We start from the raw sequence: 13,809 nt of genomic DNA, 5'->3' as shown, positions 1-13,809 counted from the left end.
CTATGGCCAAGAACACGCAATACTGGAATAACCGCTATTTAGATATCAAAAAAGCGCAGTTATCAAAAGCCAAGAAGTACGAACAGGCCTATGCGAAAAACATGGCCAGCACCTTCAAAGCGATTGAAGCCGAAATAGATGCCTGGTGTAAACGATATGCCGAAGAAGACGGCACCATTGATCCGCTGCAAGCGAAAAAGCTTTTGCGAGGATCAGACCTGCAAAACTGGAAGTACACACTTTCAGAGTGGGAACAAATGGCCAAAGATGGCAACTACGAGCATGAACTCGATTTAGAGTATTACAAGAGCCGTGTCAGTCGTTTGCAAGAACTCGAAGGACAAATATCCAAGATGATGGCAAAAGCCACCACGGACGAAATACCGGCCTTAGAATCGCTTTTAAAAGACGGTTACAAAGATACCTACTACCGCACCATCTACACGCGACAAATGCAAACCGGCGCTATCACTGGCAACTTTGCATATATCAGTGAGAACAAGCTGAATGCGATCGTAAGAGCCGGCTGGAAAGGTTCAAACTTTAGTGAAAGGATTTGGGGCAACGCAACAAGCAAACTGCCGCGAACCTTAACAGAAAGCCTGTATCGTGGTATCGCATTAGGTTATAAGCAAGACGATTTAATGCGACTAGCAAAAGGTAAGCTGAAAGATTTTAAAGACGACGACATTCATCGTCTCGTTGTCACTGAATCGGCGTATATCACTGAACAAGCTACTTACAGCGCGTATGAAGCTTCCGGCATTGAAAAATATGAATGGATTGCAGCACTGGAAAGCAGCACTTGTAAAGTTGACTACGTGATCAACGGTAAAACCTATCACGGTTGTGCCGGCTTAGATGGCGAAGTGTTTGAGGTAGGCCCTAAAAATTTTCTGCCGCCGCTTCATCCTTATTGTCGCTGCACGACAGCACCGTGGGACGAAATTCTTGATCAGATGAACTTCACGCGCTGGTCACGTGATCCGGTTACTGGTCGCAGCGTAGACACCGAAGCTGCTACTTATGACGAGTGGCAAGAGATGGTAGGCTTGAAGCGAGAAGACAAGAAACCTGCAGCAAAAGCAAAAGAACCGTGGCTAAGAGCAGCAGAAGCAATCGTCAAAGATGCACAACTTAACAAGCGAAGCCAAGAACTGCAGCAAGCGAAACAGGCTTCAAGCGATCATTATGCAAAGTTGATTGAATTGAATAAGCAGCGCACCGAGTTGCGATATAAAATCGAAAGTGCTGAAAGCAGGTACAGGCTGGACGGAGATCCGAAAGACCTGGAAGAAGCCGAACGGATGAAAAAGGAACGTACACAAGCTGCGCACGATTATGATAAGCTGTACTTTCAATACATGCGGCTGAAAAAAGAAGTAGATGAAATCAGTCTAAACTACGTGAAGGACAACGCGGATCGCGTAAAAGAGATTTTAAGCGAATACCGACAGTTTGGAGTAGGTTCGGTAGACCTTAAAGGCCATATCGCAAACCCGCGCGCACAAATGTCTAAAGTCTTAGCGGAAGCCTATGAATATTTTCCAACGGACTGGGTGAAACGGTCTGCAGACTACGCACCTATCCGAACGAAGAAAGTGAAACGTGGGTATTACATCCACAATCAATTTGAATCGGAGCTTGCTTTATCCGGTCGTGACGGTGAACACAATACACTAAGAACGGCCATTCATGAACTCGGTCATAGACAAGAACATATAAGCGCTGATATACTTAAAGCAGAGAAAGACTTTTACGATCGCCGGACAAAAGGCGAAAGCCTGGAAAGACTGAAAGATATCGAAAAGAATAGCGGATATGGCCCAGCAGAAAGGACGCGAAAAGACGACTTCCTGGACGCTTACATGGGGAAAGATTATGGCGAAACAGCCTACGAGCTGCTTTCGATGGGAACTGATACGCTTTTCGGTGATCCTTTGGAAATGGCAAAAGATGCAGATATGATGAACTGGTTGCTAGAAACGATCTTAACGAAATAGGGGGTGGGAAAATTGAGTTTTAAAATAAAGGTGTACGATGCCGAGTTTTACTGGGAAAACGGCGCGCTGCACTGCACAGACAAAACACTATTTAAGAACTTCAAAGAGTTGTTAGCAGCTCACATCCCTGCCGTCGTTGTTATGCCGGATATGATCGATTATGACGACGATCTGACAGACGAAAGAAATGCGTTTCTTGCGATCAACGGCATTTTCCCAGTTACCGAAATATCAGAAATGCCTGCGGATGAAATCATGTTCGCGGATATGGAAGAAAATAGAATATATTAAATAGCACTCACTGACGAAAGTTGGTAAGTGCTATTTTTATGCACAAAAAGGGGGATTCATCATGGAAAACCGTACAGAAAACCGCAATGATGTCCTGGAATTTTTTGAAAAGATGCCTAGTGAATTACAGCAAGTCGCTATACGCAAATTGATGAAACAGAAGAAGCCGCCGGACTTTCCGAAACTAGACGCTGCAAGGCAGACAGTGCCGGAAAGTGAAGGTGATCCGGCTATCTCGTAGCTATGCGATAAATAGCAAACTCGGCCGGAATGCCGTTAAACTACCAAAAATAAGCCTATCGATGTCGTTGCATCGTAAAAAAATCGTAAGGAGAATGAACCATGAATAGAGAAGAACTAAAAGGCCACGGTCTGACAGATGAACAAATTGAAAAGGTGATGGCTGCACACGGCAAAGCTGTGAAAGCTGGTCAAACCGCAATCAATCAAGTTGAAGCCCTGGAAACAGAAAGAGACGACTTGAAAAAACAACTTTCAGAACGTGACAAGGATTTGAAGAAGTTGCAAAAAGACGTAAAAGACAACGAGGAACTAACACAGCAGGTAAAAGATTTACAAGCCAAGTACGATGACGACACAAAAGCGCTACAGACAAAACTTGATCAAACTCGTTTTGATACTGCGATCAGTGAAGCGTTATCGAAAACAAAAGCACGGGATCCGAAAGATATCAAAGCTTTGTTGAACATGGACGAAATCAAGCTGGACGGTGACAAGTTGACAGGTCTTGACAGTCAAATTGAAACGTTGCAAAAGGAAAAAGCTTATCTATTCGATGGCGGAAAACAAGAAGGATATAATCCAAGCGGCGGCGGATCAGATGCCGGCGCAGCGATAACACCAGAACAATTTAAAAAAATGGCTTCCTGGGAACGTGCCGAACTGGCAGAACAAAGCCCAGAAATCTTTAGCCAACTAACAGGAGGAATGTAAAATGCCAGCACCAACAGATGCTACAACTTTAGCAAAATTAGTAAATCCGGAGGTCTTAGCACCTATCGTATCTTATGAATTAGAAGCAGCACTACGCTTTACACCAATCGCCCAAGTGGATACTACCTTAGTAGGTCGCCCAGGTGATACATTGACAATGCCGGCTTATGGCTACATCGGAGACGCGGAAGACGTTGCAGAGGGTGAAGCGATCCCTTACGGAATGCTAAGTACAACTACGCGAGATGTAAAAGTGAAAAAAGCAGGTCGCGGGGTTAAAATTACTGATGAAGCAGCTTTATCCGGTTACGGTGATCCAATCGGCGAAGGTACAACGCAATTAGCAAAATCTATCGCGAACAAAGTAGATAATGACATGTTAGAATGCGCACGCGAGGCCGTTCAAACAAAAACAGCTACACCAACCGTAGAAGGCTTGAACGAAGCAGTAGACATGTACGATGATGAAGACGCAACAGCTTATGTTTTGTTCTGCTCACCTTTAGTAGCTTCAAAATTGAGAGCTGACGCGAATTCTAAAAAAATCGGTTCAGACGTTGGCGCGAATGCGTTGATCACTGGTACTTATGCCGATATTTTAGGCGTTCAGATCGTTCGTTCTAAGAAATTAGAAGACAACGAAGGTATTTTAGTGAAGATCGTTGACGATAAATCACCAGCTTTCAAATTGATCATGAAACGCGGCGTACAAGTGGAATCTGAACGTGATATCGACTTGAAATTATACAAAGTAAATGCTGACGAACACTATGCACCTTACTTGTATAATGAATCAAAAGTTATCAACGTGACATTTGAAGAGCCGGAGCCGGAAGTGGGAAACTAGTAGCGCCTCTATCCGTTGAAACGGAAGAAACAGAGGCGAAACCGGACGCAAGCTGGACCGTTGCCAAAATTAAAGCGTGGCTAGATGTAAAAGGAATTGAATACACGTCTAGCATGGTCAAGGCGGAACTTTTAGAACTGGTGGTGTAGACGATGATTGAAACAGATTTGAAAGAACTCGTCATGTTGCTGCAGCCGCCTAAAAGCGACGATACGGAATATAAGGAAACCTATGACAAGATGATCGATTTTGCAATTAACAAAGTGAGAAAAGACGTCGCGTCATATACAAATATACCGATCGACGAACTACCGGACAGCCTAACCGAAACTATGGCCATGATGTGTTTTGGATTGCTGGAAGCTTTCGGACTTGTAAACGATGAAGACGCAAATGCCGACGATCTAATTAAACAAACTACCGAAGGAGATACCACCGTTGCTTACGTGGATAGGCGTACACGTCTAGCGCAAGCGATGGCCGTCAATTCGATCACTAGCGATTTTACAGCCGCTTTGAACCGAGTTAGGCGGGTGGTCTTTTGAACACAGCTAGAAGAGCGATAGAACGTTTGTACCGTGACCGCTGCACAATCAAAGGCGCAGTGAAGACAAAACGCAACGGCGCAACAGAAACGTCTTACGAAACGATTGTAGAGGATCAGAAGTGCAAAGTATCTTTGCAGACCCAACGGCCAGCCGTACAAGGCGTTTACGCCGAAATAAACTTCGATGCAAAGCTTTTCATTCGGCCGGAAGTGGACGTGCCGGAAAATGCAGAAATCGTTGTGACAGACATGCACGGACGCGTGACAAAGTACACAGGCAGTAAGGCTTTTGGCTATCCTAATCACCAAGAAATTTACTTGCATTACAGCGAGAAGGTGAAGTAATGGCCGGAAGTTTTGGGAAATTTGATGATTCTGACTTTCAAGAATTTGTTTCGATGTTTAATGATTCGGTGGAAGGCGAGCAATTTCTGCGAGACATCGAAGCCGGGTTTACAAAAGTTACCGGTCTAGCCTTAAACATCGTCAAGAAGAAGACGCCCGTCGGTAAAACACAGGCGTACACAATGCCCGTTTTAAGCGGGTACACGATTGTTGACAAACAATTCAAGACAAAAGGTCATGGCGCACTTAGAAGAGCCTGGGAGGCTTCTGACATCCAACGCAGCGGCAACAATTTGATGGTTGAGATTTTTAACAACGAAGAATATGCCATATACGTGGAAAACGGCCACCGGCAAAAGCCTGGGCGCTATGTACCTGTTTTGGGTAAACAGTTGAAAGCGAACTGGGTACCAGGTCAGCACATGCTAGAAAAGTCATTAGACGAGATCCAAAAAGTTTTAGATAAAGTAATCGGCGAAGCCTTTGAAAAGGCGATGAAACGATTGTTGGAGGGATAGAATGCGAGATATAACAAGTTTGATCATACAGCAGCTTGAAAAGGCTCACGATGGAAAAATAGAAGTATATCGCGAAGAACAGGAGGGCGGATTTTCCGAGCCTTCTTTTTTTGTGCAGCGCCTAAGCTTAGGAATCACGCCGCGGCCATTCGATCAACAAGACCGCCTCTATCGTTTTCATATCGTCTATTTTCCGGAGCCGGAAAGACCGAAAGAAGACATGGACTTGATGGCCGAGTGGTTAGCCGAAAACATGCAGGTTTTGGATACCGTGGGAGCATTAACTGAAAGAGAGCTGCAGGTTTTGGAAGGTGAGAAAGAACTTCACTATTCTTTCGTGGTGAACTTTGTCGCAAGAGCCGAAGAAACCGAGGTATTTCTTGAAAACCTAACAGCAGAAGGGGGCTTGAAACGTGAAAGCTAAACAAGAACCAAAAAAGGCAGTGAAAAAACAGCCTAGCTTTTCAAAAGCGGATATTTTAAGATCCGATCAGCTCACAGGCGTGGAACGTGATTTCATGTTGGCATTATTGCCGCATAAGTCTTACACGTCAGTAGCCGAAGCAAAAGAAATCTTACAAGAGAAATTAAAAGGAGTGGTTAAATAATGGCAGGTGGAACATTTACAGCACAAAATAAAATTCGCCCAGGCGCTTATATCAACGTCACAGCGAACGGCACACCAAGAACAGCCGAAACGTTGGCCGGCGTTGCAGCGTTGCCGTTGGCGCTTGATTTTGGGCCAGAAAATACGGTGGTAGAAGTAGACGCAACGTCAGATCTGACTATGTTTGGGTATGATTTGGGAAATCCTAAAATGTTGCTATTGCGTGAAGCTTTGAAAAGAGCGTCTAGCGTCCTATTGTACCGTGTCGGTACTGGTACGAAAGCAAAAGTGACGGAAGAAGATATCACTATCACGGCTGCTTACGCTGGATCACGTGGGAACAAAATTTCAGTCGTATCAAAAGCGGACATCAACGAAACTGGCAGCTTTGAAGTAGAAACTTACTTGGAAGGTCGTCGCGTGGATGTACAAAAAGCGAAAACGATTGGCGAGTTACAAGCAAATGCAATCGTAACTTTTAGTGGTAGCGGAGATTTGACAGCCTTCACGGCTACTTTGTCAGACGGTACCGACAACGAGCCAACAGCTCAAGACTACATGGAATTTTTCAACGCAATCCAAGTGTTTGACTTTAACACTTTAGCTTTGCCGGTTGAAGAAGAAGCAACTAAAACGGCAGGAGCGGCGTTTATTAAGCGCCTACGAGACGAAGAAGGCAAGAAATGCCAATTAGTCGTTGCTGGTCTAGCGGCAGACAGTGAAGCTGTTATCAACGTTAAAAACGGCGTTATCTTAGCAGACGGCACAGAAATCACACCGGCACAGGCTACGGCTTGGGTGGCAGGAGCTTCCGCTGCTGCAGGTATGGACGTTTCACTTACTCACACACCTTACGACAACGCGATCGATGTGAAACCGCGCTTTTTAAGCACAGAGATCGAAGACGCGTTACGAAAAGGCGAGTTTGTCTTCACGGAAGATCAAGGCCGTGCGATTGTAGAACAAGACATCAACAGTTATACATCCTTCACGGATCAAAAACCGTATGACTTTTCTAAGAACGCAATTTTGCGTATTTTAGACGGAATTTGTAATAACACTAAACAAACGTTTAACGAATTTTACATCGGCAGCGTGAGAAATACCGAAGCGGGTCGCGACAAATTCAAAGCGGATCGTGTGAACTATGCGCTAGGTTTGGAACGTGCCGGACTGATTGAAGGGTTTAACCCGGAAACAGACGTCACAATCAACAGAGCCATTGAACGCGACAGCGTAGAAATGTATTTGGCCGTACAGCCTACTGACGCGATGGAAAAATTATATCTAACGTTAGAAATGAAATAGGAGGGAAAATAGATGCCTTTATACGATTTTCAAGATTCTATCAAACTGAACGCTGGTACTGTATCCGCGAACGTTGATGGACGAAATATTGACTTACTAGAAGTTGAAGAAGTAGATGCAAGAGTAACGATCAACAAAGAAGAACAGGGCGCGTTAGGTCGTGCCTTCCGTGGTCATAAGATCACTTCTTTAGCAGGCGCAGGCACGTTGAACGTGAAAAAAGTATCTTCTATGTGGTCTGTGATGGTGGAAACCTACAAGAAAACAGGCGTTTTCCCAACGTTGACGATCACAGGAACAACAGAAGACAAATCGTCTTCAACAGGGAAAGAAGTTGTATCTTTATCCGGCGTTATCCCGGATGAAATTACTTTGTTCACTCTTAGCGCAAGCGACGGAATTGCAATGAACGAAATGAGTTACACGTTCGATGATTTTGCAATTTTAGAAACACTAAAAGACATCAAACGATAAGGAGAATGTAAACATGGCAAGTGTAAAAGATTTTATGTTGCAAGACTTATCTGTTTTAGAGGAAACGCAAGAAATTGCGTTCCCTCAATTTCAATCGCCTTTTGTGGTACGTGCCTTAACGGCGGTTGAATTTGAACAGATTCAACGCGAATCAATGATTAAAAAACGTAGTAAAAAAACAGGTCAAACGACGACAGAAACGGATAACTTTAAGTTGCACGACTTGGTTATCGCTAACGGCGTGGTCACACCTGATCTGCAGTCTAGTGAGTTGCAGGCACACTACAAAACAGCAGGCGCGGCCAAGACAGCGCGTAAAATGTTAAAAGCTGGACAATATCAAGATTTAGCAGAAGCGATCTTAGAATTATCCGGCTTTGATGTTGACGACATGGTGGAAGAAGTAAAAAACGAGTAAACGCTGGCGATTCTGATTTTGTTTATTATTTCTACGCTTTAAATCACTATCACTGGACGCCGAAGCAGTGGGCCGATCTTTCCATGTACGAACGGGCTATCGTGATCGCTGGTATCGACATCCGGCTGGAAGAAGAAGAGAAGCAACGGAAAGAACAAGAAATGGAGATCAAAGCAAGTAAAAGGAGATAAGCGAAATGGCAAAATTAAGCACAACGCTTTCCCTTTACGATAACTTTTCCAACAAGCTGAACAAGGTAAACAATACCTTGCAGAAATCCGGCAGTTTGATGGGAAAATTTAGCCAGCAGATCGGACAAAAAGCAAGTACAAAGTTTTTCGGTTCCGTGCAAAGCGGAGCCGCTTCAACTTCGGAAAGTATCAGCAACTTTTCTAGTGGTTTTGCGGCGAAAATGGGGATCGTGTCGGGTGTCGCGCAACAAGTCACATCAAGCGTGATTGGCAGTATTCGCAGTTTATCAAGCGAGATGATGAACGAACTAGCCGCCGCAAGTGCTACCTGGCAAACGTTTGAAGGCAATATGGCCATGACCGGCCAAAGCAAGAAACAGATCGCAGAAGTAAAAGCGGAGTTGCAAGACTTTGCCACGAAAACGATCTATTCTGCCTCCGATATGGCCAGCACATACAGCCAGTTAGCCGCTGTAGGTATCAAAGACACCACAAGACTAGTAAAAGGTTTTGGGGGACTTGCAGCAGCCGCAGAAGATCCACAACAGGCGATGAAAACTTTAAGCCAGCAGGCCACGCAAATGGCTGCTAAACCAGAGGCGCAGTGGCAGGACTTTAAACTGATCCTGGAACAAACACCGGCGGGGGTTGCAGCGATTGCGAAAACGATGGGTAAAAGTACAAGCCAGTTAGTAAAAGACGTGCAAGAAGGAAAAATCAAAACACAAGATTTTTTCAACGCAATCGCAGAAACAGGAACAAACGAAGCCTTCACAGAAATGGCAACAAAATTTAAAACCGTTGATCAAGCGATGGACGGTTTAACGGAAGGTTTAACAAACAAGCTACAGCCCGCTTTCGACAAGGCGAGTGAGTACGGCATTAGTTTTGTTTCAACGCTTGCAGATAAAATCGACGGCATGAATTTTAATAAACTAACCGAGTGGGTAGAACAGTTTGCGCCGAAAATTGAAGAAGGACTTTTAAAAGGCTTTGACTGGATAATGGACTTTATACCGAAGGCGGCCGGGTTTATTTCTTCCGGCTTCTCGATCGCGAAAAGGTCCGCGCTGGAATTTTGGGAAAGCTTGAAAGAAACCGGAGCAATAGACGCAGTGAAAGACGCTTTCAGTGCAATCGGTGACGCAATCGGAACAGTCACAGACGCCCTGCCTAAAGACGTGCCTATCTTTGAAATGCTAGGCAATTTTACAGGTAACGGCATCAAAGCAGTAGCAACTATGATCGAAGATTTTGCGACGTCAATCAGCAAGTTATCACCGGACCAATTAAAGTCCATCGGTGATAGTATTCGCACGCTCGTCGAAGTGTTTGCCTTGTTTAAATACGGCAAAGCGGCACTTTTAGGGTCAGCACTTGCCTTAATCGCAAAAGGCATTTCTAAATTGTCACCAAGCCAAATGGAATGGGCGGCAAAAGGGATTGTAGCACTTGTTGGCGCGTTTGCATCCTTTAAGATTGCCAATGGTGCCTTTAAGGCAATTGATGGTATAAAGGGCTTATTTGGCTCAAAAGGGGGCTTGCCTGGCAGCCCTGGCGGAGGTGGACCAACCGAACAAGTCAAAGGCTTGACGGAAGGCCTAAACTCACTAGCTAAAAGCGCAGGTATTGCGTTAGTGATTGGATCACTGGCTGGGTTAGCACTAGCCTTAAAACCATTGGCCGAACTTGGACCATCTGCCGTAGCGCCAATGATTACATTTGGCTTAGTGGTAGGCGTTTTAGGTAAAGTTTTAGCAAGTGCAGGCATGCAGTTGCAAGCAAGCGCAGTAGGTATTTTAGCCTTTTCTGCTGCCGTTGGTATTATGGCCGTTTCTATGTCATTGATCGCCAACGCCGGCGCATATGGCGCGCAGAACATGATTGCTTTTGGTATCGCCGTCGGAGCTATGGCCGCTATCTTTTCGATATTCGGTGCAGGTCTGAACGTTGCAATCCCTGGCATGTTAGCGTTCGGCGCTACCATGTTGATGGTTGGCGCGGCTTTACTGATCGCGACACCAGGACTGCAGGCACTACCGCCATTAGTCACCGCAATCGCGAACGCGTTTGTGATGGCCGTCGCAGTGGTGGCCGGTTCGGTTATTGGCATTGTAGGCAGTGTGACGGATCTTGTAACGCAGATTGGTGATTCTATCAGCCAAGTAGTAGAAACGATTTCTACCGGCTTTGTAGACGCTGTGACAGCCGTTTCTGACGGTATCAGCGGAGTTGTTGAGACAATCGGCGGAGCTATATCCGGCGTATTAGATTCGATCGCGGGTATTTTTGATTCAATCGGCGAGGCGGCACTTAACGCCGGAACTGGTATGGAAAGAATGGCCAGCGGGTTTGAACGAATCAGCGACTTAGGTGCCTGGGATCTTGGGAAAACACTCGGAGCGGTGGCAATCGCTTTAGGCGAGTTGGCTTCTCACGGTGAAGGTTTAACCGTCACAAGTACGGCAGTTATGGGAATCGCGACTAGTGTAACTTCACTAGCCGGATCGTCCGCAGCAGCGGCTTCCGGAATGTCACTTTTAGCGGAGTATATTATTTCTGCTTCTGCTTCAAGCGTGATCGCTAACGGTAATTTGGTAAGCTTTGCGTCAGTCATGGCGGCACTTGCCACAATCACCGCAGACGCAGCGGCACCTATGTCTTTACTGGCGACTAGTTTGCTAGTCATTGTTACGGCGATGACACAAGTGCAAACGTCAGTAGAAACAGGTATGGACGCCGTTGTAACAGCTTTTGAAACTGGAATGGCTCAAAGTCAATCAACAGCAGAAACCGGATCAGCTAGTATCGTCGCAGCGTTTAACGGTCTGAATGGCCAGTTGTATTCTGCCGGTTCTTTCGCGATGCAAGGTTTAACATCTGGAATCCAAAGGGGTGCAGGTTCGGCAATCGCTGCCGCGCAGTCCGTTGCAAACCGGGTATCTGCAACGATCAAAAAGGCTTTAGACATTCACAGCCCTTCCCGTGTCACATTTGAGATCGGGGCGTTTGTATCAAAAGGGTTGGCAAAAGGGATTGAGAAAGCAAGAAACTTAGTAGAAAGAGCCAGTCAAGGTTTAGCTATTGCAGCTACACCGTCATTAGATCAAACGGGATTTGATGAAAACGGCGGTTTTGATACTAGTGTACATTTGGACGACGACGAGCTGAACAGGTTGAAAATGGCCTCTACACAGACCGTCACGATCCAAAACAAACAAGTGACACCACAAGTCACTGTGCATGTAGAAAACAACAGTAACGAGCCTGTAGACGTAGATGCGCTAGCTGACAAAGTAGCGGATAAAATCGAAGAGGCTATCGATTCGGACTTAGGATAGGAGGGATTTTGTGGCTATACAATTTTACTTAGACGTGGAAGGAAAGCGGCACATCCTTCCCGTCAATCCGGAAGAAATTTTCATCTCAACAGATTCAAAAAATACAGTGACGGAAGTTGTGAAGCTGGGCGATATTAACCAATTCGGTGATAAAGCTTTGGCCACAACTTCTTTTGCTTCTTACTTCCCGGCATCGATGAAAGACAGCCTGGCCAATCCAAAAGCAACGAAAAAGACACCGCAGCAGTGGGTGACGACGATCCAAGACGCCATGAACACGAAAAAGCGCGTGCGGTTGATCGTGACAGACTGCGGCATAAACGTCTTAATGGCCGTTGAAAGTTTTGAGTGGGGCTACACAGGAATGGCCGGCGATGTACGATATACGATCTCACTGAAAGAGTACCGAGACCACGCTGCGAAGTTTGTCAAAACAGTAGCGAAAAAAGTATCGCTAACACCAGCAAGGCCGACACCAACTTCTAAGCCGATCACGGTCGGTTGTGAGGTGATTTGTAACGGTCGCTTACATCGTGACAGTTACGGAACGGGACCAGGGCAGACCGAAAAAAACGCGAGAAGAAAAGTAAACATTATCGCAAAAGGCCGTAAATGTCCTTATCACGTTACGAACTTACAAGGCGGATGGCGTGGCTGGGTAACTGCAGAAAGTGTGAAGCGCGTATGAATATACAAATGTTTGTTACATCCGTTAGAAACAATCAAATGTACGATATTTCTGAAATTTCATCGGGCTTGCAGTGGGGAACGAACCTGCTGTATCAGCCGGGGAAAATGGAGTTTAAAATGCTGGACGATCCAAAAGTTTTTATCCGGTCCGGCGATATCATTGAACTAAAAATCAACGGCAAAAACATTTTTAAAGGCAAAGTTTTCGGGCGGGGCAAACAGAAAGGCCCAGCCTGGGAATTTACCGCCTACGATAATTTAAAATTCTTAGGCAACGAGGACACGCTTGTCTTTCCGGCTTCTACGGCGTCAAGTCGTTTCAAGAAGATTTGTCAGACGCAGGGCTTGCCTTACAAGGTTTTAGACAACTCAACGTATAACTGCGCGGCAGTTGTTGAAGACAAGCACACCTATTTTTCTATGCTAGAAGACGCAATCGCCAGCACTCGAAAAAATCAAAAAGTGAGGTACGGCGTTTGGGACAACTACGGCACCTTAGAATTTTTTAACTTAAATCGTGGTATCACAAAACTGGTGATCGGCGATGAATCGCTTATGACGGACTACGATTTTTCCGGATCGATTGAAGACGCTGCAAACAGTGTGAAGGTCATGCGGGAAAACAAGGACAAAGGAAAGCGAGAAATTTACACCGCAAAACACGACGGAAACATTGCGCTGTGGGGCAAACTGCAGATCGTTGAAACGGTCACAGATGCAGATTTGAACAGCTCACAGTTGCAGAACCAAGCGAACGTTTTGCTAGGTGAACGCAACAAAGAAACGAAAAAAATCAGTCTTGAAGCGGTCGGCGATTTATCCATAAGAGCCGGCAACAGCTTCACTTTGAGAATCAAAGACCTGCAACGCGAAAGCATTGCACAAGACAGTTTAGCCCTCGTTACGAAATGCGTAAACCGCATTGAAAAGGACATACATTCAATGAGTTTAGAAGTGGAGGTAGTCGCATAATGCCAGTAGAAAATTTAGCCCGTCGGATCAAGTCAACGGCCAGGAAAGACAGCGAATTATCTGATCTTGTCTACGGCACTGTGACGAGTACCGCACCGCTAAAAATCTTAGTAGAAAATCGCTTTGAGGTTTGGGGTAATTTTATTGAATTGTCAACAATGGTCAAAGATTTAACGGTATCAATAACCATCGATGGCCAGACCGGTTCCGCGCGGATATTTAGAAACTTGCAGACAGGCGATAGGGTTCGTATGCTGCGAGCGCAGAAATCACAAAAATTTTACGTTTTAGAAAGGGTGTAGT

General features: G+C 45.4%; 17 protein-coding genes. All 17 read left to right on the top strand.

The genetic code is table 11. The annotated features are described in order from the left end of the window. The first annotated feature begins 2 nt into the window (after positions 1-2). A complete protein-coding gene (locus tag ACWODM_RS08380; RefSeq protein WP_455320925.1) occupies positions 3-2,003 on the top strand; it encodes a minor capsid protein in 2,001 nt (666 codons plus the stop codon). A 12-nt stretch (positions 2,004-2,015) separates the two neighbouring features. Beyond that, the gene (locus tag ACWODM_RS08375) at positions 2,016-2,294 is read left to right on the top strand and encodes a hypothetical protein (RefSeq protein ID WP_455320924.1); all 279 of its coding nucleotides are present in this window, start codon (positions 2,016-2,018) and stop codon (positions 2,292-2,294) included. 61 nt (positions 2,295-2,355) lie between these two features. Next, positions 2,356-2,535 (top strand): hypothetical protein, encoded by a 180-nt coding sequence (locus tag ACWODM_RS08370; RefSeq protein WP_455320923.1) that lies wholly within the window; start codon positions 2,356-2,358, stop codon positions 2,533-2,535. Positions 2,536-2,636: 101 nt separating this feature from the next. Beyond that, the gene (locus ACWODM_RS08365) at positions 2,637-3,248 is read left to right on the top strand and encodes a phage scaffolding protein (protein ID WP_455320922.1); all 612 of its coding nucleotides are present in this window, start codon (positions 2,637-2,639) and stop codon (positions 3,246-3,248) included. Between the two features lies 1 nt (position 3,249). Beyond that, a complete protein-coding gene (locus ACWODM_RS08360; protein WP_455320921.1) occupies positions 3,250-4,095 on the top strand; it encodes a N4-gp56 family major capsid protein in 846 nt (281 codons plus the stop codon). A 152-nt stretch (positions 4,096-4,247) separates the two neighbouring features. Beyond that, positions 4,248-4,640, top strand: a complete 393-nt coding sequence (locus ACWODM_RS08355; RefSeq protein ID WP_455320920.1) for a hypothetical protein — start codon at positions 4,248-4,250, stop codon at positions 4,638-4,640. Continuing rightward, positions 4,637-4,987 carry a hypothetical protein gene (locus ACWODM_RS08350; protein WP_455320919.1) on the top strand — a complete coding sequence of 117 codons (351 nt, stop codon included), beginning with the start codon at positions 4,637-4,639 and terminating at the stop codon, positions 4,985-4,987. The genes ACWODM_RS08355 and ACWODM_RS08350 overlap by 4 nt, the downstream gene beginning before the upstream one ends. Further along, on the top strand, positions 4,987-5,505 hold the full coding sequence (locus tag ACWODM_RS08345) for an HK97 gp10 family phage protein (RefSeq protein WP_455320918.1): 519 nt from the start codon (positions 4,987-4,989) through the stop codon (positions 5,503-5,505). The genes ACWODM_RS08350 and ACWODM_RS08345 overlap by 1 nt, the downstream gene beginning before the upstream one ends. Position 5,506: 1 nt before the next feature. Next, positions 5,507-5,929 (top strand): phage tail terminator family protein, encoded by a 423-nt coding sequence (locus ACWODM_RS08340; RefSeq protein WP_455320917.1) that lies wholly within the window; start codon positions 5,507-5,509, stop codon positions 5,927-5,929. After that, positions 5,919-6,113, top strand: coding sequence for a hypothetical protein (locus ACWODM_RS08335; RefSeq protein WP_455320916.1), 195 nt, complete (start codon positions 5,919-5,921; stop codon positions 6,111-6,113). The genes ACWODM_RS08340 and ACWODM_RS08335 overlap by 11 nt, the downstream gene beginning before the upstream one ends. Further along, entirely contained in the window at positions 6,113-7,420 is a 1,308-nt protein-coding gene (locus ACWODM_RS08330) for a phage tail sheath family protein (protein WP_455320915.1), read from the top strand. The genes ACWODM_RS08335 and ACWODM_RS08330 overlap by 1 nt, the downstream gene beginning before the upstream one ends. 12 nt (positions 7,421-7,432) lie before the next feature. Next, positions 7,433-7,894: a phage tail tube protein gene (locus tag ACWODM_RS08325; RefSeq protein WP_455320914.1), complete on the top strand. Its 462-nt coding sequence runs from the start codon at positions 7,433-7,435 to the stop codon at positions 7,892-7,894. A 13-nt stretch (positions 7,895-7,907) separates the two neighbouring features. Then, positions 7,908-8,312, top strand: coding sequence for a phage tail assembly chaperone (locus ACWODM_RS08320; RefSeq protein WP_455320913.1), 405 nt, complete (start codon positions 7,908-7,910; stop codon positions 8,310-8,312). A gap of 547 nt (positions 8,313-8,859) precedes the next feature. Further along, complete coding sequence (locus tag ACWODM_RS08315) at positions 8,860-11,844, top strand: tape measure protein (protein WP_455320912.1); 2,985 nt, start codon at positions 8,860-8,862, stop codon at positions 11,842-11,844. Positions 11,845-11,854: 10 nt separating this feature from the next. Beyond that, entirely contained in the window at positions 11,855-12,532 is a 678-nt protein-coding gene (locus tag ACWODM_RS08310) for a hypothetical protein (protein WP_455320911.1), read from the top strand. Then, positions 12,529-13,506: an XkdQ/YqbQ family protein gene (locus ACWODM_RS08305; RefSeq protein ID WP_455320910.1), complete on the top strand. Its 978-nt coding sequence runs from the start codon at positions 12,529-12,531 to the stop codon at positions 13,504-13,506. The genes ACWODM_RS08310 and ACWODM_RS08305 overlap by 4 nt, the downstream gene beginning before the upstream one ends. Continuing rightward, entirely contained in the window at positions 13,506-13,808 is a 303-nt protein-coding gene (locus ACWODM_RS08300; protein WP_455320909.1) for a DUF2577 domain-containing protein, read from the top strand. Before ACWODM_RS08305 ends, ACWODM_RS08300 begins: the two co-directional genes overlap by 1 nt. Position 13,809: the final 1 nt, after the last annotated feature.

This window comes from Enterococcus olivae (genome assembly GCF_053760925.1).
This window is presented reverse-complemented; position numbering and strand designations above follow the sequence as displayed.

Bases quoted from the DNA above. Each gene is read 5' to 3' on its own strand.
- ACWODM_RS08330 (WP_455320915.1), top strand. From the start codon at position 6,113: ATGGCAGGTGGAACATTTACAGCACAAAATAAAATTCGCCCAGGCGCT.
- ACWODM_RS08370 (WP_455320923.1), top strand. From the start codon at position 2,356: ATGGAAAACCGTACAGAAAACCGCAATGATGTCCTGGAATTTTTTGAA.
- ACWODM_RS08345 (WP_455320918.1), top strand. From the start codon at position 4,987: ATGGCCGGAAGTTTTGGGAAATTTGATGATTCTGACTTTCAAGAATTT.
- ACWODM_RS08360 (WP_455320921.1), top strand. From the start codon at position 3,250: ATGCCAGCACCAACAGATGCTACAACTTTAGCAAAATTAGTAAATCCG.
- ACWODM_RS08355 (WP_455320920.1), top strand. From the start codon at position 4,248: ATGATTGAAACAGATTTGAAAGAACTCGTCATGTTGCTGCAGCCGCCT.
- ACWODM_RS08365 (WP_455320922.1), top strand. From the start codon at position 2,637: ATGAATAGAGAAGAACTAAAAGGCCACGGTCTGACAGATGAACAAATT.
- ACWODM_RS08340 (WP_455320917.1), top strand. From the start codon at position 5,507: ATGCGAGATATAACAAGTTTGATCATACAGCAGCTTGAAAAGGCTCAC.
- ACWODM_RS08300 (WP_455320909.1), top strand. From the start codon at position 13,506: ATGCCAGTAGAAAATTTAGCCCGTCGGATCAAGTCAACGGCCAGGAAA.
- ACWODM_RS08380 (WP_455320925.1), top strand. From the start codon at position 3: ATGGCCAAGAACACGCAATACTGGAATAACCGCTATTTAGATATCAAA.
- ACWODM_RS08325 (WP_455320914.1), top strand. From the start codon at position 7,433: ATGCCTTTATACGATTTTCAAGATTCTATCAAACTGAACGCTGGTACT.
- ACWODM_RS08315 (WP_455320912.1), top strand. From the start codon at position 8,860: ATGACCGGCCAAAGCAAGAAACAGATCGCAGAAGTAAAAGCGGAGTTG.
- ACWODM_RS08305 (WP_455320910.1), top strand. From the start codon at position 12,529: ATGAATATACAAATGTTTGTTACATCCGTTAGAAACAATCAAATGTAC.
- ACWODM_RS08320 (WP_455320913.1), top strand. From the start codon at position 7,908: ATGGCAAGTGTAAAAGATTTTATGTTGCAAGACTTATCTGTTTTAGAG.